Raw genomic sequence first — 23,339 nt, 5'->3', positions numbered from 1 at the left:
GTGGCACGGGATCAGACGGTGCTCAGAAAGAAGTGGGAGAGCCGGTCGGTGACGTCGCCGGTCAGCTCGATGTGCTGCTCGCGAGCCCGCCGGGCGAGCAATTCGACGACGGCGGGATCGGGCTCGACGTGGCCCAGAATCATCCGCACCGCGTGTTCGATGCCCACATAACGCTGCGGCAGGATCGACAGTGACCTGAACGCCGCGAACGGCGGCGCGTGTTCCTGCAGCTTGATCACACTCGGGAATTCCTCCCAGCGAGCAGGCCATTCTCGGTCCTGATCCCACTGTTCGGCATCCACCACGGCTTTTCCCTCGTAGCGAAGCATGCCCAGACGCAGGAGCTGCCAGACCGACGCCAGGAAGGGGCACGACCACAGGACCTCCTGCGTCCCGCCACGGTCGCGCCACATCTCGACGTCGAGGAAGAGCGAATGATTGCGCGCGGCGAATTCCGCCGACGGCCGGTAGGTCACCTCCATCGCCTGCTCCAGCTCGCGGTCACTGGATCGCTGACCGTTGCAGAGCCATCCGGACTCCGCGGTCGGCGGCCGGCGACCGGCGCTGTCCGGTGCGGGTTCGGCGATGATCGAGTCAGCGACCATCTGCGCCAACGGAATCCGGGATTCCTCGTTCTGCCGACGTAGGTACTTGTTGCAGCCCGCTTCGCTGCCGAGGTAGTCGATCCGCACCCCGGATTCCGCGGCGATGCGCAAGAGGTTCGGCACGATCACCCGCGGATCGGCGTCGGTCTGAAAGTAGTCGTCGAGCAGGAAGCAGGTACTCACCCGAACGCGGGAGGCCCCACCGGCGGCGGCGGCGAACTCCTGTCTCGCGACCTCGGTGAACATCTCCACCAAGGGCGCTACCCGGCGAAATTGGGCCGTGATCGCCGCTTCACCGTTGATCAGATCGGACATGTAGAAATGACCGACTTCGATCGATACGTGCGCCAGTGGAACAGCTTCGACACGCACAGACGCCGTCGACTCGGCGTAGACGGCGCCACCCACAACTACAGCCCCTTTGTCAACCGTTCCCGGACAGAACCGCGTGCGATTCTAGCCACGGAGCGGCGAATTAGATTTCGACACGCCGTTTCGAATCTTCCCTTCCCCCAGTTCCTTTCGCAACTTTTGTCCAGATGTCAATGGTCGGCACCTGCGGCGACTACACCCGAACCCACGTCGCCCTGTCCCACAGTCTGCGCGCCAGCTCTTCGAAAGCTTCCACCGTCGCCCGATTGGCGATACCCGCATTGACATCGGCGTCGAGCACGATCTGTTCGCGCCATTGCAGCACCGGTTCCACCGGCGTCTCCCCCAGTAGCGCGCCCGCACCGAGCCGATACTCCGCGGCGAGGGAACGCAGCGCGTCGTTCTGTTTGAGCAACCACGCCGCTTGCGGGCCGCCGCTGGCGGCATGCTCATCGGTGACCCGGGGAACAGCGGTGCGCACGAAGCGGATTCGGGCCAGCAGGTCTTCGGGCACGTACCCGAGCTCGACCCCCGTCTTCAGCAAGCCCTTGGGCCCGTGCACCAAACCCTGCGCGGCCATCAAGTGCTGCCGGGTCCACCGGTGATAGACGAGCCAGCAGACTTCCTTGTCCGGCATGTCCAGCGGCCGGGTGGCTTCCAGCGCGATCTGCATCGCCACCGATCGGCCGGCGCTGAGGTCGACGATCACCACTTTGAAGGTGCTGTCCAGATCGAGGAGCAGCTCACGGCAGCGCCGTACCACCTTGGGATCGTTGGCCGACATGGCTTCGCCACCGCCCTCGTCACCCGGCAGCAGCACCAACTTGCCACCGCGCGAGCGCTGGCTGCGCAACGCATCCCGATTGGTGCTCGTCCGCACGTCGATGCGCTGGTGCAGGCTGTTGTGGCCGCGCAGATACGAGTGCAGTCCGTTGCCCGTCTGCGTGCCGCGTTCGACCGAGCCGATCTCGAACAGGGCGCCCGCGGTGGGTGAGCCGAAGTCGAAGTCGAGATAGGCCGTACTGATGCCGCGCAGACTGAGCCGGTAGGCCAGGTTGCAACTGGTCACTGACCGGCCCGTTCCGCCCTTGTCGGAGGTGGCGAAGACGATCATCTGATCAGGTGCTCCTCATCGCGTCGAGGCGTGCGTAGGCGAGTCGATCGAGTTCGATCAGTGCTGCCGAGGCGAGCGTGAACGCCGTTCCCGGTTGCAGATTCACCACATCTCTCGCCCTGGCCAGCTGCTGCTCGACACCGTCGAGCGCGATGCGATTGGCCGAGGTGTCCTCGATGCTGACATTGAGCATTTCCTGATTCAGCAGGTGCTCGGCCTCGTTGAGCAGCTCGACCGCCCGGACCACCATCGCGGGCGATCGCAACGGCGCCTCCCGGTAGGTGCGGTCGGCGGCCACCAGGCATTCGATGACACGCTCGGTCATGTACCACGACGGCAGGGTCTGCCCCGATCGGGCCACCGCACCGAATGCCGCGCCGGGGTCGTCCCACAGGCCGGCCGCGTCACCGTCTGAGATCATGCGCAGATCGAGGTGATCCATCACCTGCTTCGCCAACTCCATCAACCGGTCGCGCGCGGTGATGTTGCCGGACAGGCGAGCCGCCTGCAGCGAGCGCTTGAGCAGCACGGGCGCGAAATCCGAGGCGATCCATTCCAGCCGTGGCCCACCGCCCTCGACCAGTTCGCTCCCGCGCAGCTTCATCCGGACGCCCGGATAGTGCAGGGCGACAGACGGATCGGCTTGCGTCGGTCTGCGGATGATGCGGCCGCGCCTGGCCAACTCGTCGAAAATGCCGATCGCTCTGGTCAGATCGTCATCGGAGGCGGTGCGGGCCACCAGTTCCTGGATCAGCACCGCCGACACGATGAGACTGAAATAGTCCGATTCCTCGCCGTCGGAGGTGCGCCACGGAATGTCTTCCAGCGGCCAGGTTCCGGTGCCGAAACGGGCGACGGTCGACCAGTAGCGCTGGGTGATGTCCCAGCGCAGCCGCAGCGCCTCGGCCAGGCGGTACTGGGTTTCGTCGAGCAGGTCGAGCTCTCTGGTTCGTTGCGACAGCACATCGTTGATGCCGTCGAGCGCGGTGATGGTGAAGTAGAGATAGGGCCGGGGGTCGGCGAATCCCACGCCGGAGCCGATCGCCGCGGGCACGAAATCGACGGGGTCGGCCCCCTGGACAATGCCCCAGCTCCAGCCACACTCGAAGAGCAGATCCTCGTCGTCGAGTTCGGATTCCGGCGCCCGGCCGAGCGTGACGTCGCTGCGCAGCCGGGCGCGCACGCGCTCGAGGCTGCGGGCGACGGCATCGATCACGGCCTTCTCGGGCTGGCCCGACTGATTGAGCATCCCGAGCATCGCTTTGCCCGACGGCGAGCGGGGTGAGGCGGTGTTGACCACGAAGCTGCGCACGAGGCCCGTCATCGCCGCGGTCAGTCGCGTGCTCAAACCCGCGCTCAGCTCGGTGAGCCGGGTACTGATGTCCTTACGCCGCTCGGTGCGCGCCCACCGATCGAAGACGCGCGCGAAGCCGAGCGCCGCGATGCACACGGTGACCGACAGCGAGTATCCGTCCACCACTTCCAGTGTGTGCTGCGCCTGCGTCGGTTCGCCGTCCTCGGATGCGCGCAGATAACTACCCGCGTCGAAGCGGGGTAGTCCGTCTTCGCCGGTGTTGCGGGCCAGGTACTCCTCGGCGAGCCCGAGCACCGTGATGCCGATTCTGGCCTGCCCGCCGAAAGCCTCCAACGCCACTTTGACGTCGTCGGACATCGCGTCCGGCCGATCCAGCGCGAAACTCTCGATCTCCGTCGCCGGATACAACAGGCACAGCAGCTGTTCGGAATCGCTGATCGAATTGGCGTCGAGGACGCCGTCCCAGTGCCATTTCTCGTCCCGGTAGCAGGCCGAGAGCATGGCGCTCCAAATATCCAGAATCTGCTGTCTGGGCTGGATTCTCACCCGTAGCAATCCTCACCGCTCGTGACGGGCCGCGGTGGGTCCCCCGGGTCCAGGGCAGGACACATGGCGGCGATGCACGATGAAGATAGCATGTGGGCGTGCAGGAAACGTTGGGTCTCAACGGATTTGAGATCACATACGACCCAATGGTCACGATGCGCGCAATTCGCTCTTACAGCGCCAAACGGACCATGTCCGCCGTGCGGGCGAGGCCGGGGAACGCTTCGGGGGTCGAACGCGGGTGCAGCGCGTGAACCGCCAGGCGGAACATCAAGGCGCGTAACAGCATCTGGGGCCATTCGGGCAGGGTGGCCCAGCGGTCGAGCAGGCCGTCATCGCCCCCGCCCCAGGCCAGTGCGTCGACCACGACGACCCCGGCGGCCCAGGTGGCGGGGCGCCAGTAAGGAGTGATGTCGGTGAGGCCGGGGGTATGGGCGCCGGTGAACAGGACGGTGCCGAAGAGGTCACCGTGGACGAGCTGGTCGGGGCTGCGGACGGGTTTGCGCAGGGTGGAGAGCTGGCCGATCAGTTCGAGGGAACGCTGGCCGTCGGGGGTCGTGGCGACGGGAACCCCGCCCGCCCGCAGAGTGCGCAGCGGGACCGATTCCCAGGCGGCGCGGTCGGCCGCCACGAACACGTCCACGTCGACCCACGGGGCGACGGGCGGCTGGACCAGGAAGCGGGGGCGTTCCAATTCCGCTGTCGCCTTGTGCAAACGCAGCGAGACCGATACGACCTCGTCGTGGCGGGGCTCGGGAGCGCCGTCCACAAAAGTGTCGGCGCGCCAACCGGAGACAACATAGCGGCCGTCGGTGGCGCGGACGGGCCGAGCCACCCGCAGCCCGTCGACCGCCAGGTGCTCGCGGATTTTCGCCGACCACGCGGCCCTGGCGTGGTCGGCGACGGGGCTGAGCACCACGTCACCCATGCGCCAGCCACCGTCCCAGTCCCCGAGGGAAACCGGTGTCACTTCGCGAAGCCCGAATGTGGCTCGCACATGCTCGGGAGGTTCGACTGAGGTCACGGCCGTACCGTAACCCCGTTATCACCGCAGGCGACCCAAGGCACGCTGTGTACTCCACTTTGCGACCTCACCGCAACACGCGGCGAGGTCGCAAACCGGTGGCTATCGGGTCAGTAGACCGGAAGCGACGGATCGATCTGCTTGGCCCAGGCCACCACGCCGCCCTGCAGATGCGTCGCGTCGGCGAAACCGGCGCGCTTCAACGCGGCCAGCGCCTCCGCCGATCGGATGCCGGTCTTGCAGTGCAGCACGATCGGCTTGTGCTGCGGCAGTTCCGAGAGCGCCTCGCCCGACAGGATGCGGTCCTTGGGGATCAGCGTCGCGCCCGCGATGTGGACGATGTCCCATTCCACCGGCTCGCGCACGTCGATCAGCTCGACCTTGTCGGCGTCGAGGAGGTCCTTGAGCTCGGCGGCGGTGATCGTCGACCCGGCCGCGGCCGCGGTGCCTTCCTCCGACACGACACCGCAGAACGCGTCGTAGTCGATCAGTTCGGTGATCGGCTCACGCTGTGGGTCGCGGCGCAGCTTGATGGTGCGGTAGTTCATGTCCAGTGCGTCGTAGACCATCAGGCGCCCGAGCAGCGTCTCGCCGATGCCAGTGATCAGCTTGATCGCCTCGGTCACCATCACCGAGCCGATCGACGCGCACAGCACGCCGAGCACGCCGCCTTCGGCGCAGGACGGGACCATGCCCGGCGGCGGGGCCTCCGGGTACAGGTCGCGGTAGTTGATGCCGCGCCCGTCCGGGGCATCTTCCCAGAACACCGAGACCTGGCCCTCGAAGCGGTAGATCGAGCCCCACACGTACGGCTTGCCCGCGAGGACGGCGGCGTCGTTGACGAGGTACCGGGTGGCGAAGTTGTCGGTGCCGTCGACGATCAGGTCGTAGCCGGCGAACAGCTCGACGGCGTTCTCGGGCTCCAGACGGATCTTGTGCAGCCGCACGTCGATCCCGGAGTTGATCTCCAGGATGGAATCGCGGGCGCTGTCGGCCTTGGGACGGCCGATATCGGATTCGCCGTGAATGATCTGGCGCTGCAGGTTGGAGGCGTCGACCTCGTCGAACTCGACGATGCCGAGGGTGCCGACACCGGCGGCGGCCAGATAGAGCAGGGCAGGCGAGCCGAGGCCGCCCGCGCCGATCACGAGGACCTTGGCGTTCTTCAACCGCTTCTGACCGTCGACACCGAGATCGGGGATGATCAGGTGCCTGCTGTAGCGAGCGATTTCGTCTTTGGTCAGTTCCGCGGCCGGCTCGACGAGCGGCGGCAACGTCCCTTGAAGAGACACGTGAGAACTCCTGTATCTATGGCGGCGGGCGCGGCCGTGAACCGGTGGCCGCTCTGCTGACTACAACAAGACCTGCCGCGCTGTTCTTCCCCGTTCATGTTCCCGCATGGGCGAGGCCACTATCCGCGCGGGTACGGCCAGGGGTTGAAGCGGCAGTTCTTGCCGTCGGCGGGGACCACGCCGTGGGGGTCGAGCAGGGCGATGTCGTTGTTCCTGGTGCCGAAGGTCTGCTGCATCATGATCGGGGCGAGCCCGCCGTCGGTCTCACACGGCTGATGGCCGTGGTAGCCGATGGCGTGGCCGACCTCGTGGTTGATCTGGTACTGCCGGTAGGAACCGATGTCGCCGTCGAAGGCCAGGGCGCCGCGGACCCAGCGGACCTCCGAGAGCACCACCCGGTCCAGGTCGGCGTTGTAGCACGACGAGTCGATCGGGATCTCGAAGCCGCACGCGGCGCGGGTGCTTTCGCGAGAGGTGAGCGAGAGCCGGAAGTCGGCCGGGCCCGCGTCGATGCGCTGGAAGCCGAACTTGGGGTCGTTGGTCCAGCTCTTCGGGTTGGCCAGGGTGGTCTCCACCATCTTCGCCACCGCGATGTCGCCACCGAACGGTGCGGTGTCGATACCGTCCTCGACTTCGACGGTATAGCGGAACACGCGCTCGGTGCCCACGCCGACCTGGGCGCTGGTGCCCGGCACCACATGCCAGGTACCGGCCGCGCGCTCGACGTACTCACCGCCTTCCGGCAGCGCTCCCAACGGCAGATCGGCGGGGAACTTACCGTCGCCGGGGGGTGCGCCGATGATGCCGGACTGGGCCACCTTGGGACTCAGCGCTCCGAAGCCGGGATCGCCGGGCGGCGGGATCGGTCCGGTGCGTACCGCGTCGACGACGACCAGCACGGTGATGGCGAGCAGCACCGGCAACGCGTAGGCACGCCACCCGTAGGCGGAGACGAATCGGCCGAGCGCGCTCTGCTTCTTCGCTGCACGCTGTGGGCTGCGCGGGCGGCCGTTGTCGTGGTCGGTGGGATCCCAGCGGGCACGCAGCGGCTGGCGGGATCGGTCGGCGGGCTGATAGAGCCCGAGCGGGTCGTAGACCTGCAACTCCCGCCCCTCCGGCGTCGACGTGACAGCACCGGACTCGGAGGGTTGCGTGGAGCGAGCGACATCGCGCCCGCCGTCGGCATGGTCATCCATCCGGTCGGTCACCCCATCACATTCTCACAGTGCGCTCATCCGCCGTGCGGGCGGCCGCAGGAGTTAGCCCGGTTACGGCCCGGCGAACTCCGTGGGCTGGTACTACATTTCCAGGGCGAGACGCAGGGCGAACACCGTGCGAGTATCGTTCGTGGGATACCCGACCGCACACCCGGCGGCCAGGGGAATCGACTATAGAGAGCAGAGATGACTGACCTCGTGGACCGCATGCCCTCGCGCCGATCGGTGCCGGAGACGGTCCCGGCCAAACGCGGCACCCGCCTGCCTCGCGACGAGCGCCGCCAGCAGTTGCTGCTCGCCGCCAGCGAGGTCTTCGTCCAGCGCGGCTACCACGCGGCGGGCATGGACGAGATCTCTCAGGTAGCCGGGGTCAGCAAGCCGGTGCTGTACCAGCACTTCGCCAGCAAGCTGGAGCTGTACCTGGCGGTGCTGCAGAACTATGTCGACATCCTGGTGTCGAGCGTGCGCCAGGCGCTGCGCTCCACCACCGACAACAAGCAGCGCGTGCGGGCCGCGGTCGCCGCGTACTTCGATTTCGTCGACAACGAGATGCAGGGCTTTCGCCTCGTCTTCGAATCCGACCTCACCAGCGAACCGCAGGTGCAGCGCCGGGTCGAGCAGGCCACCGAGGCGTGCGTCGACGCGGTGTTCGATCTGGTCGCCCACGACTCGGGTCTCGATCCGTACCGCGCCCGCATCCTGGCCGTCGGCCTCGTCGGCGCCAGCCAGTTCTCGGCGCGCTACTGGCTCGAAGCCGACCGCCCGGTTCCCAAGGACGAAGCCGTGGACACCACGGTGTCACTGGCGTGGGGTGGCCTCAAGCACGTGCCGCTGACCGCCGCCCAGCGCGCGTACTCCCAGGACCTCTGAGTCCGCAAAGACGAAAAATGCCCCGCCATCGCAACGGCGGGGCATTTTGTGTTCGCAGCTCAGATCGTGGCGAAGCCGACTCGGCCGACGGCCGGGGAGCCGATTTCCACGTAGGCGACCTTCGCGGCCTGGATCAGGAACTTGCGGCCCTTCTCGTCGGTGAGTGACACGACACCGGCGGAGCCGCTCAGCGCATCGGACACCAGCGCCTCGATCTCATCAGGGCTCTGCGCACTGTTGATCACGAGCTCGCGCGGGCTATCCGAAATACCGATCTTGACCTCCACGGCCAACCTCCGAACGTAAGAGTCCTGTGTTGTCAGGTCCCAGGCTAATGCAGGCCGCCGACACCGGTGTCACAGCCGCCTGCGCTCTGAGCGAACGGATCAGGCGGGCTCGATCAGTTCGATCTCGAGTTCGATCTTCACGGTGTCCGACAGCATGCCCGGCATGGCGACGCCGACGCCGAAGTCGGTGCGCTTGATGGCGCCGGTGGCGGAGAAGCCCGCGTGCCGGGTGCCGTCGGGGAAGTCGGCGATGCCGCCCCATTCGACCTCGAGGGTCAGCGGCTGGGTGATCGCGCCGAGGGTGGCCTCACCGGTGACGGTGAAGGTTTCGGCGACCCGAACCGGCTGGGTGGCGCGGAAGCTCAGGGTCGGGCGATTGGCGACGTCGAGGAAGTCGGCCTGACGGATGTGGGCGTCGCGGTCGGCGTTGCTGGTGTCGAAGGAATCGAGCTCGATGGTGGCGCCGAGGGTGGCCGCGCCCGTTTCGTCGACGACGAACTCGGTCTGGAAGCGGGTGAAGCCGCCGCGCACCTTGGCGATCCCGAGGTGGCGAATGGTGAACGCGACCGAGGAGTGGGCGGTGTCGAGGGCCCAGGATCCGGTCTTCAACTGCTGGGTCTGTGTCGAGGAAGTCATGTCTCCACCCTGACCGGACTACGGTCCGTTAACCAGACCGCGGTTATCCTGGTCCTGGCAGGGCGTGGCTGACAACGCCATGACCAGGCACCATCGAGACATGGTAGGCGCAGACATGGCAGATCATCCAGGCGCTCGTTCGGCGTTCGCGGAACTTCTCGTCGCCCGCCGAGCCGAGCTGAATCCGGCCGACGTCGGCCTGCCCGGCGGCGGCAGACGTCGCACCCCCGGACTGCGCCGTGAAGAGGTCGCGGTGCTGGCCGGTGTCAGTGCCGACTATCTGGCCCGGCTCGAACAGGGCCGCGACACCAACCCGTCGATGGCGGTGGTCGACGCGCTCGCCACCGCCCTGCGGTTCAACGACACCGAGCGGGGCCATTTCGCCTGGCTGGCCCTGACCACCAGCAGCGACGCCCGGTGCCCGAGTACCGCTTTCGATCCCGCCCTCGATCAGGTCTCCCCCGCACTGCGCGGTGTGCTCGACTCGCTCGACCCCACCCCGGCGTTCGCGCTCGGCCCCCGTGCCACCGTGCTGGCCTGGAACACCGCGTGGTCGGAACTGGCCGCCCCGCTCGGCCTGCTCGACAATCCCGACCTGGTCAACCTGGCCCTGTGGGCGTTCCGCCATCCGCTCGCCCGCGCCACGGTCACCGACTGGGCCCAGTTCGCCGACCAGCTCGCCGACCAGCTCGCCAGAACGCGCCTGCGTCGCCCCGACGACGAACGCGTCGCCGAACTCATCGCCGACCTGTGCGAGGAACCCGAGTTCGCCCGCCGCTGGCAACCCCACCGCCTCGCGGAGGATCTGCCCACCCTGCTCGGTTTCGAGCACCCCACCCGAGGCACCATCACCTACACGGTGCAGACGCTGGCCGCCGACAACGATCAACAGGTCGTGATCTGGCTACCGCGCGAAACCGTATCCCGCACACCGGAATTGCGCCTGGTCCAGCACCACGCGATCGGTGGCTGACGACTGATCGCCCCGGCTACAGGCCCAGTTCGGCCATACGGGCCGCGTGCCGCTGCTGCATGCGGTCGAACAGGGTCGCGATGCCGTTGAGGTCGCCGGTGGCGGCGAGGACCAGCTCGGCCAGCTCGTCGCGCTGGGCCATCACGAACTGCGCCTGCGTGATCGCCTCGCCGAGCAGCCTGCGTCCCCACAGCGTGAGGCGGTCGCGCTCGGAGCGGCTGGCCGCCACCGCGCTGCGGACCTCGTCGACCACGAACTGCGAGTGCCCGGTCTCGGCGAGGACATCGCGCACCACATCGGAGACCTCGGTGGGCAGCGCGCCCGCGATCTCGGTGTAGAAGTCGGCGGCCAGGCCGTCGGCGACGTAGAACTTCACCATCGACTCGAGCCAGGTCGACGGGTCGGTGGAGGCGTGGTACGAGTCCAGCGCACCCTGGTACTGCGCCATCGCGGCTTCGGCGTCGGCGCCGCGCTCGGTGAGCGCCGCTTCCAGGGTCTCGAAGTGCGCGAGCTCGGCAGCGGCCATCTTGGCGACGCCGATCCGGCCGCGCAGCGACGGCGCCTGCTTCGCCTCTTCGGCAAGCCGGTAGAACGCGGACAGCTCGCCATAGGCGAGGACCGCGAACAGTTCCGTCACCCCCGCGTGGTCCGCGGCAAGCGGCTGGGTCGAGAAGAATTCCGGCGCGGCAGAGGTCTGGGCTCCCATGACCGTCAACAATACAGCGTGTCTGAATACTCTGACCGCGTCCAGACACCGCCCTTCTCGGGCGTCCTCAGCTCATGCCACCAGCGTGGTTCGAGCTTCGGTTTCCGCGTCAACCAGACTGGTTTCACCAACACTCACAGTGTGTCGGTCAGAGCCGATCTGTCGGCGGACTTTGGTGACCCGGCCCCCTGCTCGGGGGTCCGGGGATCGTGAGAAGTCTTGGTGAATCATCGGCCATTGCGCGAGGTTGACCGCCGCGTTGTGATCACGGTCGCCGCGAAACCCGCACTCGCAGACGAACACCCGATCCGCCAACGTCAGGGTCGAATTGATCGTCGTGCACGCCGAGCATCGTTTACTCGATGGGAACCAACGGTCGGCGATTGTGATCACGCCACCCCGCCATGCTTGCTTGTAGGTCAACATGCGAGCGAAATCCGCCCATCCAGCATCGCTGATCGCCCGCGCCAGACGACGGTTTCGCACCATCCCCGCCACATGCAGGTCATCGATCACGAGCCGGTCTTGGGTTTTGACCAGCGTGTTGGCGACCTGATGGGCGAAGTGACGACGAATATTGGCAACCCCGTGGTGGTGGCGGGCCAGCCTGGCGGTGGCTTGCCGGTGATTATGTGAACCTTTCTGTTTGCGTGAGACCGACTTCGCCAGGTGACGTTGCCTGTCCAGGGCGGCGGCCAGGGGTTTGGGCGCGACGATGCGGGTGACTTCGGCCCCGCCAGCGGTCGCGGCAACAGCGAACACACTCAGCCCACGGTCTATCCCGACCCAACCACCGTGATCACCCAGTTCTCGCGGCTGATGACGGTGAACCGGGTGCAGATCGGAAGCTTCGCAGGTCAGGCTGATCCACCACTGTGCCGCCCGGTATGAAACTGTGGCATACAGAATCCTCGCGCGGTCTCCGGCGAGCAGGCGCCGCAGCCGGCGAGTATCTGCCCGCACCCGGATCGCACCGATCCCGGACAATGTCACCGACCGGGGACTGTCGTTGTCACCGACTCGGATCTTCGTTCGCCCGGTCTTGGAGTGCTTGTTCCGGATCCGGAACGACGGGATGGTCTTGCCTTTCTTCTTGAAACGAGGGAACCCGACCCGCACACCCGCGCGTTTCCCGGTCCTAGAGTCCGAGAACGCTTTCAGGGCATGTCCGCAGTCGACAGCAGCTTCCTCGAACACCTGCTGACAGACCTCGGTTCGCCACGCCAGCCCGGTCACCACCACCTCGGCTGTTCCGTCCGGATCGACAGCGATTACTCGTCCGGCGGCTTCGGTCTTCTTCCAGGTGTTGAACGCGTTGATCAGATCGAACCCGGTCCACGGCACCCGATGGTCCGGCGAGCTCTTGCGGAGGCGGAGGGCCGTTGTGACAGCACCGAGGCTGTGGTTGAACGCATACCGAGCAGCTCCAGCATGACGAGCGAGCACTACTGTTTGCTCGACTGTGGGGTCGAGTTGATACCGGAAGCTCGTATGGCGGCTCATCATCGGAGAGTGTGACACAGAACACCAACACTGAATTGTTCGAGGCCAACCCGACCGAGTTCTCAGATTTCCTAGAGCTTGGTCCGATCGGCGCTCAGTCGCGTTCGGCCAGGAATTTGTCCAGGTGTGCCCAGGTGGTTTCGCGCGCTTGCGGGCCGGCGAGAATGCCGAGGTGGCTGCCCGGCACGACCTCGTAGGTGACCGATGGCGAGCCCGACAGTGTGCGTACACCGGCCTCGACAGCGGCCTTGGGGGTGATCACGTCGGACTTGCCGCCGATCAGGAGCACGGGCACGCGCACGTCGGCGAGTTCGATGGTTCGGTCGCGCAGTTCGAGCTTGCCGTTGCCGATGTCGTTGGCCAGCATCATCCGGCCCCACAGCTGGTTGTAGAAGCGGCCGGGGTAGCCGGGCATGGCGGCCTGGAAACGATCGATGGATTCCATCTTGGCCAGGGTCGCGGTGTTGGCGATATTGCCGGCGATGAATCTCGGACGCGCCAGTTCACGGTCGTAGGCGGCGAGCCGGTAGGCCAGTTTGGTCAGCGGCGCCGGAATGCCGCCCGCGGCCCGGACGACCGTGGTGGAGCCCCAGCCGCCGGTGAGGCCGGCGACAGCACGCAGCTGCGGGATACCGAGCATCTTGTCGTAGTCGAGGGGCGGGCCGACCCCGGTGACCGAGCGGATCGGCAACTCCGGGTTCGCAGCCGCGGTGAGCAGCGAGAACATGCCGCCGACGGACCAGCCGATCAGGTCGACCGGGGCCCCGCCGCGATCGGCGCTCACGCGCAGGATCGCCTCGGGCAGGATGTCGATGACCCAGTCCTCGAAGCCCATCCGGCGATCGGCGAAGGTGATGTCGCCGTAGTCGACCAGGTAGGGCGCGCGGCCGGTCTCCACCAGGTAGCGGGCCAGGCTCTGGTCGCGGCGCAGATCGAAGCAGGTGGCGGGCGCGGCCAGCGGCGGCACCAGCAGAACCGCGGAATCGCTTGCGGCAGACTGGAATTCGGTATCGTATCGACGCAGCAGACGGTGCGGCTCGTCCCACAGCACGGCCGAGGGCGCCGGGTCGACGGGCTCGATGCCCGCGCCGAAGCTCAGCGCCCAGGCGTTGCGCGCGGCAGTGGTGACGGTGTCGGTGATACTCACGACTAGAAATGTCTCACACACAGTACCGCCGGTACCAGTGAGCTCGATTACACCGGTGGACACGCGCGAAATCCGGCGCCGATGAATTGCGCTGCGACACACCACCCGTGCCGAGGTAATCCCGTGGCGAGCCCGTATTCACGCGGCATTCAACCACGTCGGAATTCGGATTCCGCAGAATATCACGCTACAATCTCCGTGGACAACGCTGGTTTCGACGCCCGGACATACTCCGCGGCGTGGCACTCCACCGGCGCACAGCGCGGGCGGACAGCGGCGTTGCCCGGACAGCAATGTCGAAGAAAATGTGCGCGCAACGAATCCGCATCACCGCAGCGCCGCGCCGATGACACCGTCTCGACGACCACGCATCACGCCTGGTCGGCGATGGTTATCCGGCGCCGGCCCGGTGAATATCACAGGCGGGTATGTGGTCGTCGCGGGCCGACCGGCCCGCCCCACCTCGTGCGTGCGAGATGCAATGACGAGGAAGGCACGAACACTGAGCAAGATCACTGTCGAACAGGAACCCGGTTTGGCCGACACACTCCTGACGGCCGAACTGGACAACACCCACATCCCGCCGAGTTTCGCCGAATTGGGCGTGCGCGAAGAAATCGTGCGCGCACTCGGTGAGATCGGGATCGAACGCACCTTCGCGATTCAGGAACTGACCCTGCCGCTGGCACTGGCCGGCGAGGATCTCATCGGCCAGGCCCGTACCGGCATGGGCAAGACCTTCGGTTTCGGCGTGCCGCTGCTGCACCGCATCGCCACCGCCGACACCGGCACCACCCCGCTCGACGGCACCCCGCGCGCACTGGTCATCGTGCCGACGCGTGAGCTGTGCATCCAGGTCACCAAGGACCTGGAGAACGCGAGCAAGTACCTGACCAACCACCAGGGTTCGCTGAAGGTCGCCGCCATCTACGGTGGCCGCCCGTACGACACCCAGATCGCCGCCCTGCGCGACGGCGTCGACGTGGTCGTCGGCACCCCCGGTCGCCTGCTGGATCTGGCGAACCAGAACCACCTGATCCTCGGCAAGATCGGCGTGCTCGTGCTCGACGAGGCCGACGAGATGCTCGACCTGGGCTTCCTGCCCGATATCGAGCGCATCCTGTCGATGGTGCCCGACAAGCGTCAGACGATGCTGTTCTCGGCCACCATGCCCGGCCCGATCATCACCCTCGCCCGCACCTTCCTGACCAGGCCGACGCACATCCGCGCCGAGCTCGCCAACGACTCCGCGGTGCACGATCGCACCGCGCAGTTCGTCTACCGGGCCCACGCGATGGACAAGGCCGAGCTGGTCGCGCGCGTGCTGCAGGCGGAGTCGCGCGGCGCGACGATGATCTTCACCCGCACCAAGCGCACCGCGCAGAAGGTGGCCGACGATCTCGCCGAGCGTGGTTTCAACGTCGGTGCCGTGCACGGCGACCTCGGTCAGATCGCCCGTGAGAAGGCGCTGACCAAGTTCCGTAAGGGCACCATCGACGTGCTCGTCGCCACCGATGTCGCCGCGCGCGGTATCGACATCGACGACGTCACCCACGTCATCAACTACCAGTGCCCCGAGGACGAGAAGACCTACGTGCACCGGATCGGCCGCACCGGCCGCGCCGGCCGCACCGGCGTCGCGATCACCCTCATCGACTGGGACGAGCTGCACCGCTGGGAGTCGATCAACAAGGCACTCGGCCTGAACATGGCCGACCCCGCCGAGACCTACTCGCGCTCCCCCCACCTCTACAGCGACCTCGGCATCCCCGAGGGCATCACCGGCGTGATCCGCAAGCCGGCGGCCCCCACCCGTGACGACGACGCTGTAGTCGAGGAGCGCACCGAGCGCCCCAAGTCCTCGCGCAGCCGCCGCCGCACCCGTGGTGGCAAGGCCGAGGCCGAGGGCACCGAGCCGACCACGCCCACCGAGTCGGCGGACACCGCCGACGAAGCGGCCGACGGCGACAAGCCCGCCCGCCGCAGGCGCCGCCGCCGCAAGCCCGCCGAGGCAGGCGAAGCAGCGACCACCGAGGCGAGCGAGCCCGCCACCGACGCCCCCGAATCGGCCCCGGCCGACAACGACGACACGGCCAAGCCGGCCCGCCGCAGGCGCCGCCGCAAGCCCGCGGAAGCCACCGCCTCCGACGCGGCCGCCACCGTAGACGCCTGACCCGACCCGTGGGAGGTCGATTCACCCCGCCCTCCCACGGCCACCTGGCACACACCCGCGAACCCGTCACCGCCGAGTCACCCGCGCACGCGACGGCGAACTCGGCCCGGTGATGCCGATCGGCTAGTGTCGCCTTCGTGCTCGCACCCGAACGGCGGACGCGCGCCGATATCTTCGTAGCAGTCGCGATCGCCGTCACCCTCGTGGTGGCGGCGTTCGTCGTATGGGCGCGCGCCGATGCCACCGGCACGGATTCGGTGACGGCGGCCTCCCCCGCCCCCACCGTCACCGCTGCCACCCAGCTGCCCACCACCCTGCGCGAGCAGTGGCATGCCGCCGACGAGTCGAGCAGGCGGGCGCTCACGTCGGGCAATGTGGTGGTGACCGGCGACCACGGCACCGTGAGTGGGCGCGATCCCGTCACCGGTAATCAGCTGTGGTGGTATCGCCGGGATATGCCGCTGTGCGGGGTCGAGTCGCAGTTCGGGACCGTGATCGCCACCTATCGCGATCAGCGTGGGTGCAGCCAGTCGGTGATGCTGGAGGCCGATACCGGTCAGCGCCGGGTCGCGCGCAGCAGTTACATGGACGACGAGATCCGTGTCAGCGGTGACGGCACCTACCTGCTGGCGCTCGGCGCGAACCGGCTGGAGATGTGGCGTTCGGATCTGGTACGCACCCTCGAGTACGGCTATGTGGATGCCCCGGTGAATCCGAATACCCAGCCGCGCAGCGGATGTGCGTTGCGGTCGGCCGCGTCGAGTTCCTCGCGTCTGGCCGTGCTCGAGCGCTGCCCGGGTGACGCGACCGACCGGCTGACAGTGCTCAATCCGGCGCCGAAGGAATCGACCGCCCCCGAGGAGTACGGTTCGCGGGTGCTCACCGCACCGGGCGCCGACGCACCCGAGACGCGGGTGATCGCGGTGTCGGACAACAAGATCGCGGTCTACTACCCGCCGACGCCCGCCACCGCGACCGGCCTCGGACTGCCGGCCAGAATCGCCGTGCACGACGGCACCGGCAACGAGATCGCGACCCACCAGCTCGCCGCCCCGTGGCACGAGCGCACCACGGTGACCCGCCTCGGCTCGGCGATCTATGTCTTCACCGGCGACAGCCTGATCGCCTTGAGCTCCAGCACATTACAGCCGGTCTGGACGGTGCGCGACGCGCTCGGCACGCCCGCCCTGATGGCGGGCAGGCTGCTGGTCCCGGTCCCCGGCGGGCAGCTCGCGGTGGACAGCGGCAACGGCGCGACCGTCGCCCAGATCCCGCTCGCGCGCACCGACTACCGGGGCGACACCATCTCCACCGCCGTCCTGGGCAACACGGTCTTCGAACGCCGTGGCGGACAGCTCTACGCGCTCGGCTGAACCCGCACTGCCATGATGGACCCATGTCCACACCCGATGCCCGCCTGGTCCTGCTACGCCACGGCGAAACCGAGTGGTCGAGTCAGCGCAAGCACACCAGCTTCACCGACTTGCCGCTGACCGAGCTGGGCGAAGCCCAGGCTGTCGCGGCAGGACTGGTGCTGAAGTCGCTCGACCTGCGCGATCCGCTCTGCTTCACCAGTCCGCGGCTGCGAGCCAGGCACACCGCCGAGCTGGCGGGCCTGTCGCCGATCGAGGTCGACGACGATCTGGTCGAGTGGAACTACGGCGAGTACGAGGGCATCACGACCGCGCGGATCCGCGAGACCGTCCCCGGCTGGACGGTGTGGACCGCGCCCGTGCCCGGCGGGGAGACGGCCGAGCAGGTGGGCGCCAGGGCCGACCGGGTGCTCGCCAGGGTCGAGCCGCAGCTGGCGCGGCGCGACGTCGTCTTGGTCGGTCACGGGCACTTCTCGCGGGTGCTGATCGCGCGCTGGGCGGAGTTCGCGGTGCGCGAGGGCCGCCGGTTCGCGATGTCGACCGGTGCGGTGAGCGTGCTCGGCTTCGACCACGACGCCCGCTCCATCTGGGGCCACAACCTGACGACCCGCACCGAGCCGATCGAAGGAGTCCGCCGATGAGCGCACTGGTCCGCCGCGCCACTCCCGCCGACGTGACGGCGATGGTCGGGCTCGTCCACGATCTGGCCGAGTACGAGAAGGCGCCCGCCGAGTGCACGCTCACCCCGGAGCAGCTGCGGTCCGCGCTGTTCGGGCCCGCTCCCGCGCTCTTCGCGCACGTTGCCGACAACGACGGCGACGTGGTCGGCTGCGCCATCTGGTTCCTGAACTACTCCACCTGGGACGGCGTGCACGGCATCTACCTCGAGGACCTGTACGTGCGACCCGAGACCCGCGGTACGGGACTCGGGCGCGCCTTGGTCGCGGCGCTGGCCGCCGAAGCGGTCGAACACGGCTATAGCCGGGTGTCGTGGTCGGTGCTCACCTGGAACACGCCGTCGATCGAGTTCTACCGATCCCTGGGCGCCGCACCGCAAGACGAGTGGATCGGCTATCGCCTCGCCGGTGCCGAACTGTCGGCGCTGGCCGCCACCGCGAGCTGAACATGCGCATCGCGTTGCCGCACGAGTGGCCACGGACGCCCGACGAGGCGATCGCCCTCCAGGACGAACTCCGCCCGTCGGTATCCACCGAAAATCCCGCGCCGCCGCAATTTTCGACAGCGGCCGGAATTGATTCGGCGTATGCCGGCGACGGCACCGTCGCGACGGCCGCGGTAATTATCGATATCGCCACCATGGAAACGGTGGAAACAGCAGTCGCACAAGGCATTTCGGAATTCCCTTATGTGCCGGGTCTACTCGCGTTCCGGGAACTGCCCGCGACGGTTGCCGCATTGGAAAAGCTCACTGCCACACCGGATCTGCTCGTGTGTGACGCACAGGGTGTGGCGCATCCCCGGCGTTTCGGATTGGCGTGCCACGTCGGATTGCTCACCGGAATTCCGACCATCGGTGTCGCGAAATCGGTGTGGGGCGAATACCGCGCGCCGGGTCCGCGCCGCGGGGACGCCAGCGACGTGACGATCGACGGCGAGGTCGTCGGGCGGGCCCTGCGCACGCGCGACGAGGTGAAGCCGCTGTTCGTCTCGGTCGGCCACCGCATCGACCTCGATACCGCCTGCGACCGGGTACTGGCCCTCACGCAGGGTTTCCGGCAACCCGAGACCACCCGCCGAGCCGACCACCTGTGCCGCGAGGCACTGCGCGCGGCCACGGCCTGACCTACGGTCGCTCGTCGTCCTCGGGGATCTCGCCGTAGTCCTGAGCCATGAATCGACTCGTGGCGGGGGCGAACAACGCGGCCAATCCGGCGACCGCGACGAGCCCCAGCAAACTCCCCCACAGCGGCTGATGCGAGTCGGTCAGCAACGACCAGGCCACCGGCAGCAGCAACACGTTCGCGATGACCGCGATCGCCCGCCCCCAGCGTTTACCGCGCAGCAGTCCGATGCCCGCGGCGAGTACCCCGCCGAACAGCACCCCGAACCAGATCGCGGTGCCGACCCCGCTGGCCGCGGACTGATCGTGTCCGGTCAGCGCCCGCACGATCAGCACGATCGCGGTCACCACCCCGGCCAGCCCCTCCAGCGAAACCAGCCCACCCGCGACGCGCACCGTCATCGGGATACCGGTCGACACCTGGTCGCCGCCCTCGCGCTGGTCACCGTCTGTCACGTCCTGCTCTGCCACGTGCCCCAGCCTACGACGACGCGTCGTGGCGCCCGGCGCGCGCCGGGTGTTCGCCCGCGCGCACTACCCTCGGCACTGTGCGGACGCTGCTCATTGTCAATCCCAATGCCACCTCGACGACCCCGGCCACCCGGGATCTGCTCGCCCACGCCTTGGAGAGCCGAACGCAGCTGACCGTTGCGCACACCCAGCATCGCGGCCACGCGGCCGAACTGGCCCAGTGGGCATCGACGCAGGAAATGGACCTGATCGTCGTGCACGGTGGCGATGGGACGGTCAACGAGACCATCAACGGCTTCCTGCCGGTGCCCCAGGTCGGCGACGACCAGGTGTGGCGCCCGCGGCTCGGGATCATCCCGGGCGGCTCGGCGAATGTCTTCGCCCGCGCGCTGGGCATCTCCCCCGATCCGGTGACAGCAACCAACCAGCTCATCGATCTGCTGGCGCGCGACGCCGACCGCCGGATCGGGCTCGGCCTCGCCGACGACCGATGGTTCACCTTCAGCGCGGGCGTCGGGCTCGACGCCGATGTGTGCGAGTCGATCGACACCGCGCGCGCCAAGGGCCGCAAGGCGACGCCCGCGCGCTATCTGCGCACCACGGTCCGGCAGTTCTTCCGGGCTCGGCGCCAGGATCCGAGCGTCACCCTCGAGGTCACAGGACGAGATCCGGTCGAGCAGGTCTATTACGCCTTCGTCACGAATTCGAGTCCGTGGACCTATCTCGAGGACCGTCCGATTCGCACGAATCCCACCACCACCTTCGAATCGGGCCTCGGCGTGTTCGCGGTGCAGTCGATGAGTGTGACCCGCACGCTGCTGCTTGCGCGGCAGTTGCTGGCCGAGAATGGAAACCCCAAGTCGCCCATACTTTTCCGCGCCGACGACGTACCGTCCGTGCGAATCGAGACGGGCGAGGAGATCGGCCTGCAAATCGATGGCGACTTCATCGGAAAACGCAAGATGGTGCATTTCACATCCGTCCCCAGCGTGCTCGACGTGGTGGCGCCCAAGCCGTCCTGACCACCGGAGGGCAAGAAAAATCTCCTGGTTGCGCTGCGAAAACCCGCAGACGCGAGTACAAAGGACCGGGCAGGTTCCCCTTGTGGGGGCCTAGAGCGTGATCTCCCCCACGGTGCGCCGGAGACCTATTGACATCTACGGTGATCGTGAAAGCATTCACAAGCAACCGTGCGGAAACATTCGAGTCGCACAAGTGAACGATCCACTAACTACAGGCGCCCTTTGTGGCGCCCTCGCAAAGGAGCAGAGGAATGGACTGGCGCCACAAGGCCATCTGTCGCGATGAGGACCCCGAACTGTTCTTCCCGGTGGGTAACAGTGGTCCTGCGCTCGCGCAGATTGCCGATGCCAAGCTGGTCTGCGCCCGCTGCCCCGTCACGGCCGATTGCCTGTCATGGGCCCTCAAGTCCGGGCAGGATGCCGGCGTGTGGGGTGGAATGAGCGAAGACGAGCGTCGCGCGCTCAAGCGGCGCAACGCGCGCACCCGTACGCGTACCTCCGTCTAAGTCGACGGACCTGGCGTTGCCGGGCCATCAGCCCCCGGTCCGGTAACGCATGTGTGAGAACCCGGCACCTTCCTGGTGCCGGGTTTATTGTTGCCCGCCTGCGCTTTCCCGCAGTGTCAGCGCCCGGAACGACGCCCGAGCGGAACCCGCAACACCGCGTCGGTGCCCACATCGGCACCGGGATGCAAACCGATCGAGCCACCGAGTTCCGAGGTCACCAGGGTGCGCACGATCTGCAATCCCAACCGGTCGGAACCTTCCAGACTGAACCCTGACGGCAGGCCACGGCCGTCGTCGGAGATGATCACGTCGAGCCAGCGCGCCGAACGTTCCGAGCGAATCGTCACGGTACCGTTCTCCCCCGCGTCGAAGGCGTGCTCGATCGCGTTCTGCACCAGTTCCGTCAACACCATCACCAGCGGCGTCGCCCGCTCGGCGGAGAACACCCCGAGCGAACCCGCGCGGCGTACCTTGATCCGCGCGGTGTGCACCGTCGCCACATCAGCCATGATCGGCAGCAGCCGGTCGATGACCTCGTCGAGGTCGACTTCCTCGTCCACCGACATCGACAGCATCTCGTGTACCGAGGCGATGGAGGTGACCCGGCGCACCGATTCCGTCAGTGCCACTTGGGCTTCCGGGTTCTCGGTACGGCGGGCCTGCAATCGCAGCAGCGCCGCCACGGTCTGCAGGTTGTTCTTCACCCGGTGGTGGATCTCGCGGATCGTGGCGTCCTTGCTCAGCAGCGCGCGATCGCGCCGCTTCACCTCGGTGACATCGCGGACCAGCACCGCGGGCCCGGCCAGTTCCCAGCCCGGACGCAGCACCAGGGTGCGCAACAGCACCGTCGCCCCGCGTGCCTCGACCTCCATCCGGCGCCCGGTTCGCCCGGCGAGCGCGGCCTGGATATCGGCCACCACTTCCTGGGCGTCGAACGGATCGGTGATCAGGGAACGGGTGGTCACCGCGAGATCCTGGCCGACGAGATCGGCTTGCATCCCCATCCGGTGATAGGCCGAGAGCGCGTTCGGGCTCGCGTAGACGACGATGCCCTCGGTATCGAGGCGGATGAAACCGTCGCCCGCGCGCGGGCTGGAGTGCGTGGCCGCCCGATCCTCGGGCGTCGGGAAACTGCCGTCGGCGATCATCTGGCACAGATCGTCGGCGCATGACACATACGCTGTTTCGAGGGTGCTGCGGACCCGCGAGCGCGCCAGGTCGGAATCGCGGCTGAGCACGGCGATCACATCGTCGCCGCAGCGCACCGGAATCGCTTCGCGCACCGCGTGCACCGGACTCGGGTGGTAGACCCCGCTCACCTCGACCTCGGTGTCGGTGCGCACCGTGTTCCCGCTGAGCAGGGCATCGAAGACCTGGGGGAAGTCGGCGCGCGAGGCGGTGGTGTCGACCTTGTCGTCGAGATGCACGGTCGGCGCGGTCGTCGGCCGGATCTGGGCCACACACACCACATCGGAACCGTCGACGACCGGGCCCGCGCCCACCCACAGCAGCAGATCGGAGAACGAGAGGTCGGCGAGCAACTGCCAATCGCCCACCACCCGTTGCAGATGGTCCACGGCGATGCCGGGAAGGTCGGTGTGTTCGGCCAGGAGCTCGCTCAGTGTTGACACGCTGGATCTACCGCTTCGTTGCTCGGGTGACTTACGCGATGGTGGCGATGAGGTCGCCCGCCTGCAGAACCTGACCCGGGCTCACGTCGACCGACGTGATGTCGCCCTCGATCTCGGTGAGCACCGGGATCTCCATCTTCATCGATTCGAGCAGCACCAGTGTCTGGTCGACCCGGACGTGTTCGCCCACAGTGACCTCGACAGCGAGCACGGTCGAGACCATCTCCGCGCGCACTTCTTCAGGCATGGCACCCCTTCGTTAGTATCCGCCGAAGCTACAGCCAACCACACGTGAAACAATGGCTCTCGACCAGACATAGAAGGGAGCTCCCATGGGTAAGCGTGGACGTAAGAAGCGCAGCCGCAAGGGCAACGCCGCAAACCACGGCAAGCGTCCTAACGCTTGAGTCGTGCCGCTGCGCACAGACGACAACAGCACGCTCTCCACGAGAGCGTGCTGTTGTTGTTTCCGGGGCTGATCAGCCTTCGGTGGTCTCGATCCTGGTGACCGAGATCGTCCGGTGGATCTCGAGCTTCAGCCGGTCGCGCAGACCTTCGGGAGCGTGCTCGCCACCGCATTTGCGGCTGAGCAGACCCTTGATCTTCTCCTCGATGCCGTAGGCCTCGATGCACGGGCTGCAGTGATCCATGTGCTCCTGCAAGCGCTGGCGAGTGGCCTGATCGCACTCGTTGTCGAGCATGAGCCACACATCCGCGAGGACCGCGGTGCAGTCCATGTCGAGATCGGGATCGTC

The 23,339-nt window shown here is 67.3% G+C and carries 25 protein-coding genes; 10 read left to right on the top strand and 15 right to left on the bottom strand.

The annotated features are described in order from the left end of the window. Positions 1–11: 11 nt before the first annotated feature. The 6 genes from ACFWFP_RS00210 to ACFWFP_RS00185 form a co-directional block, all read right to left on the bottom strand. On the bottom strand, positions 12–1,013 hold the full coding sequence (locus ACFWFP_RS00210) for an SCO2522 family protein (protein ID WP_379292340.1): 1,002 nt from the start codon (positions 1,011–1,013) through the stop codon (positions 12–14). 157 nt (positions 1,014–1,170) lie between these two features. Beyond that, positions 1,171–2,091, bottom strand: a complete 921-nt coding sequence (locus ACFWFP_RS00205; RefSeq protein WP_379292338.1) for an SCO2523 family variant P-loop protein — start codon at positions 2,089–2,091, stop codon at positions 1,171–1,173. Positions 2,092–2,095: 4 nt separating this feature from the next. Further along, on the bottom strand, positions 2,096–3,952 hold the full coding sequence (locus ACFWFP_RS00200; protein WP_379292337.1) for an SCO2524 family protein: 1,857 nt from the start codon (positions 3,950–3,952) through the stop codon (positions 2,096–2,098). Between the two features lie 172 nt (positions 3,953–4,124). Then, entirely contained in the window at positions 4,125–4,976 is an 852-nt protein-coding gene (locus tag ACFWFP_RS00195; protein WP_379292335.1) for a TIGR02569 family protein, read from the bottom strand. 110 nt (positions 4,977–5,086) lie between these two features. Beyond that, positions 5,087–6,268, bottom strand: a complete 1,182-nt coding sequence (gene moeZ / locus ACFWFP_RS00190; RefSeq protein ID WP_379292334.1) for an adenylyltransferase/sulfurtransferase MoeZ — start codon at positions 6,266–6,268, stop codon at positions 5,087–5,089. A 119-nt stretch (positions 6,269–6,387) separates the two neighbouring features. Next, on the bottom strand, positions 6,388–7,464 hold the full coding sequence (locus tag ACFWFP_RS00185) for a DUF3152 domain-containing protein (protein WP_379293702.1): 1,077 nt from the start codon (positions 7,462–7,464) through the stop codon (positions 6,388–6,390). 207 nt (positions 7,465–7,671) lie between these two features. Between ACFWFP_RS00185 and ACFWFP_RS00180 the strand changes: the two genes are divergently transcribed. Continuing rightward, complete coding sequence (locus ACFWFP_RS00180; protein WP_056812916.1) at positions 7,672–8,355, top strand: TetR/AcrR family transcriptional regulator; 684 nt, start codon at positions 7,672–7,674, stop codon at positions 8,353–8,355. 59 nt (positions 8,356–8,414) lie between these two features. On the opposite strand, the gene ACFWFP_RS00175 is transcribed toward ACFWFP_RS00180, so the two are convergent. Both ACFWFP_RS00175 and ACFWFP_RS00170 read right to left on the bottom strand, forming a co-directional pair. Further along, complete coding sequence (locus ACFWFP_RS00175) at positions 8,415–8,642, bottom strand: DUF3107 domain-containing protein (RefSeq protein ID WP_067450585.1); 228 nt, start codon at positions 8,640–8,642, stop codon at positions 8,415–8,417. 99 nt (positions 8,643–8,741) lie between these two features. Beyond that, positions 8,742–9,278 carry a YceI family protein gene (locus tag ACFWFP_RS00170; protein ID WP_379292332.1) on the bottom strand — a complete coding sequence of 179 codons (537 nt, stop codon included), beginning with the start codon at positions 9,276–9,278 and terminating at the stop codon, positions 8,742–8,744. A 115-nt stretch (positions 9,279–9,393) separates the two neighbouring features. Between ACFWFP_RS00170 and ACFWFP_RS00165 the strand changes: the two genes are divergently transcribed. After that, positions 9,394–10,251, top strand: coding sequence for a helix-turn-helix transcriptional regulator (locus ACFWFP_RS00165; protein ID WP_379292330.1), 858 nt, complete (start codon positions 9,394–9,396; stop codon positions 10,249–10,251). 16 nt (positions 10,252–10,267) lie between these two features. Here the strand turns inward: ACFWFP_RS00165 and ACFWFP_RS00160 are convergent, their stop codons facing one another. From ACFWFP_RS00160 to ACFWFP_RS00150, 3 genes are all read right to left on the bottom strand, one after another. Continuing rightward, a complete protein-coding gene (locus tag ACFWFP_RS00160; protein WP_379292328.1) occupies positions 10,268–10,957 on the bottom strand; it encodes a ferritin-like fold-containing protein in 690 nt (229 codons plus the stop codon). A gap of 72 nt (positions 10,958–11,029) precedes the next feature. Continuing rightward, positions 11,030–12,460: an RNA-guided endonuclease TnpB family protein gene (locus tag ACFWFP_RS00155; RefSeq protein WP_379292326.1), complete on the bottom strand. Its 1,431-nt coding sequence runs from the start codon at positions 12,458–12,460 to the stop codon at positions 11,030–11,032. A 94-nt stretch (positions 12,461–12,554) separates the two neighbouring features. Further along, complete coding sequence (locus ACFWFP_RS00150; protein WP_379292324.1) at positions 12,555–13,607, bottom strand: alpha/beta hydrolase; 1,053 nt, start codon at positions 13,605–13,607, stop codon at positions 12,555–12,557. Positions 13,608–14,088: 481 nt separating this feature from the next. Between ACFWFP_RS00150 and ACFWFP_RS00145 the strand changes: the two genes are divergently transcribed. From ACFWFP_RS00145 to ACFWFP_RS00125, 5 genes are all read left to right on the top strand, one after another. Further along, positions 14,089–15,780, top strand: coding sequence for a DEAD/DEAH box helicase (locus tag ACFWFP_RS00145; protein ID WP_379292322.1), 1,692 nt, complete (start codon positions 14,089–14,091; stop codon positions 15,778–15,780). A gap of 137 nt (positions 15,781–15,917) precedes the next feature. Further along, positions 15,918–17,153 (top strand): hypothetical protein, encoded by a 1,236-nt coding sequence (locus ACFWFP_RS00140; RefSeq protein ID WP_379292320.1) that lies wholly within the window; start codon positions 15,918–15,920, stop codon positions 17,151–17,153. Positions 17,154–17,176: 23 nt separating this feature from the next. After that, entirely contained in the window at positions 17,177–17,794 is a 618-nt protein-coding gene (locus ACFWFP_RS00135; protein ID WP_379292318.1) for an acid phosphatase, read from the top strand. Next, the gene (locus ACFWFP_RS00130; RefSeq protein ID WP_379292316.1) at positions 17,791–18,276 is read left to right on the top strand and encodes a GNAT family N-acetyltransferase; all 486 of its coding nucleotides are present in this window, start codon (positions 17,791–17,793) and stop codon (positions 18,274–18,276) included. The genes ACFWFP_RS00135 and ACFWFP_RS00130 overlap by 4 nt, the downstream gene beginning before the upstream one ends. A gap of 2 nt (positions 18,277–18,278) precedes the next feature. After that, positions 18,279–18,956, top strand: a complete 678-nt coding sequence (locus tag ACFWFP_RS00125) for an endonuclease V (protein ID WP_379292314.1) — start codon at positions 18,279–18,281, stop codon at positions 18,954–18,956. A gap of 1 nt (position 18,957) precedes the next feature. Here ACFWFP_RS00125 and ACFWFP_RS00120 read toward each other — a convergent pair whose 3' ends face one another. Then, positions 18,958–19,356 (bottom strand): hypothetical protein, encoded by a 399-nt coding sequence (locus ACFWFP_RS00120; protein WP_378633443.1) that lies wholly within the window; start codon positions 19,354–19,356, stop codon positions 18,958–18,960. Positions 19,357–19,502: 146 nt separating this feature from the next. Between ACFWFP_RS00120 and ACFWFP_RS00115 the strand changes: the two genes are divergently transcribed. Next, positions 19,503–20,447, top strand: coding sequence for a diacylglycerol/lipid kinase family protein (locus ACFWFP_RS00115; protein ID WP_379292313.1), 945 nt, complete (start codon positions 19,503–19,505; stop codon positions 20,445–20,447). Between the two features lie 251 nt (positions 20,448–20,698). Further along, entirely contained in the window at positions 20,699–20,953 is a 255-nt protein-coding gene (locus tag ACFWFP_RS00110) for a WhiB family transcriptional regulator (RefSeq protein WP_022567051.1), read from the top strand. 116 nt (positions 20,954–21,069) lie between these two features. Here the strand turns inward: ACFWFP_RS00110 and ACFWFP_RS00105 are convergent, their stop codons facing one another. Both ACFWFP_RS00105 and ACFWFP_RS00100 read right to left on the bottom strand, forming a co-directional pair. Then, entirely contained in the window at positions 21,070–22,584 is a 1,515-nt protein-coding gene (locus tag ACFWFP_RS00105) for a sensor histidine kinase (RefSeq protein WP_379292311.1), read from the bottom strand. Between the two features lie 31 nt (positions 22,585–22,615). Further along, complete coding sequence (locus ACFWFP_RS00100) at positions 22,616–22,831, bottom strand: biotin/lipoyl-binding carrier protein (protein ID WP_379292309.1); 216 nt, start codon at positions 22,829–22,831, stop codon at positions 22,616–22,618. 85 nt (positions 22,832–22,916) lie between these two features. On the opposite strand from ACFWFP_RS00100, the gene ACFWFP_RS00095 reads away from it, so the two are divergent. Then, positions 22,917–22,991 (top strand): 50S ribosomal protein bL37, encoded by a 75-nt coding sequence (locus ACFWFP_RS00095; RefSeq protein WP_022597109.1) that lies wholly within the window; start codon positions 22,917–22,919, stop codon positions 22,989–22,991. Between the two features lie 72 nt (positions 22,992–23,063). Here the strand turns inward: ACFWFP_RS00095 and rsrA are convergent, their stop codons facing one another. Next, entirely contained in the window at positions 23,064–23,321 is a 258-nt protein-coding gene (gene rsrA / locus ACFWFP_RS00090) for a mycothiol system anti-sigma-R factor (protein WP_378993575.1), read from the bottom strand. Positions 23,322–23,339: the final 18 nt, after the last annotated feature.

It is taken from the genome of Nocardia sp. NPDC060249 (assembly GCF_042728755.1).
In the GTDB taxonomy this organism is placed as follows: Bacteria; Actinomycetota; Actinomycetes; order Mycobacteriales; family Mycobacteriaceae; genus Nocardia.
This window is presented reverse-complemented; position numbering and strand designations above follow the sequence as displayed.

Excerpts from the sequence above, each read along its gene's own strand:
- ACFWFP_RS00205 (WP_379292338.1), bottom strand. The coding sequence starts at position 2,091 with ATGATCGTCTTCGCCACCTCCGACAAGGGCGGAACGGGCCGGTCAGTG.
- ACFWFP_RS00185 (WP_379293702.1), bottom strand. The coding sequence starts at position 7,464 with ATGGATGACCATGCCGACGGCGGGCGCGATGTCGCTCGCTCCACGCAA.
- ACFWFP_RS00180 (WP_056812916.1), top strand. The coding sequence starts at position 7,672 with ATGACTGACCTCGTGGACCGCATGCCCTCGCGCCGATCGGTGCCGGAG.
- ACFWFP_RS00170 (WP_379292332.1), bottom strand. The coding sequence starts at position 9,278 with ATGACTTCCTCGACACAGACCCAGCAGTTGAAGACCGGATCCTGGGCC.
- ACFWFP_RS00165 (WP_379292330.1), top strand. The coding sequence starts at position 9,394 with ATGGCAGATCATCCAGGCGCTCGTTCGGCGTTCGCGGAACTTCTCGTC.
- ACFWFP_RS00160 (WP_379292328.1), bottom strand. The coding sequence starts at position 10,957 with ATGGGAGCCCAGACCTCTGCCGCGCCGGAATTCTTCTCGACCCAGCCG.
- ACFWFP_RS00155 (WP_379292326.1), bottom strand. The coding sequence starts at position 12,460 with ATGAGCCGCCATACGAGCTTCCGGTATCAACTCGACCCCACAGTCGAG.
- ACFWFP_RS00145 (WP_379292322.1), top strand. The coding sequence starts at position 14,089 with ATGACGAGGAAGGCACGAACACTGAGCAAGATCACTGTCGAACAGGAA.
- ACFWFP_RS00135 (WP_379292318.1), top strand. The coding sequence starts at position 17,177 with ATGTCCACACCCGATGCCCGCCTGGTCCTGCTACGCCACGGCGAAACC.
- ACFWFP_RS00130 (WP_379292316.1), top strand. The coding sequence starts at position 17,791 with ATGAGCGCACTGGTCCGCCGCGCCACTCCCGCCGACGTGACGGCGATG.
- ACFWFP_RS00125 (WP_379292314.1), top strand. The coding sequence starts at position 18,279 with ATGCGCATCGCGTTGCCGCACGAGTGGCCACGGACGCCCGACGAGGCG.
- ACFWFP_RS00120 (WP_378633443.1), bottom strand. The coding sequence starts at position 19,356 with ATGACGGTGCGCGTCGCGGGTGGGCTGGTTTCGCTGGAGGGGCTGGCC.
- ACFWFP_RS00110 (WP_022567051.1), top strand. The coding sequence starts at position 20,699 with ATGGACTGGCGCCACAAGGCCATCTGTCGCGATGAGGACCCCGAACTG.
- ACFWFP_RS00100 (WP_379292309.1), bottom strand. The coding sequence starts at position 22,831 with ATGCCTGAAGAAGTGCGCGCGGAGATGGTCTCGACCGTGCTCGCTGTC.
- rsrA (WP_378993575.1), bottom strand. The coding sequence starts at position 23,321 with ATGGACTGCACCGCGGTCCTCGCGGATGTGTGGCTCATGCTCGACAAC.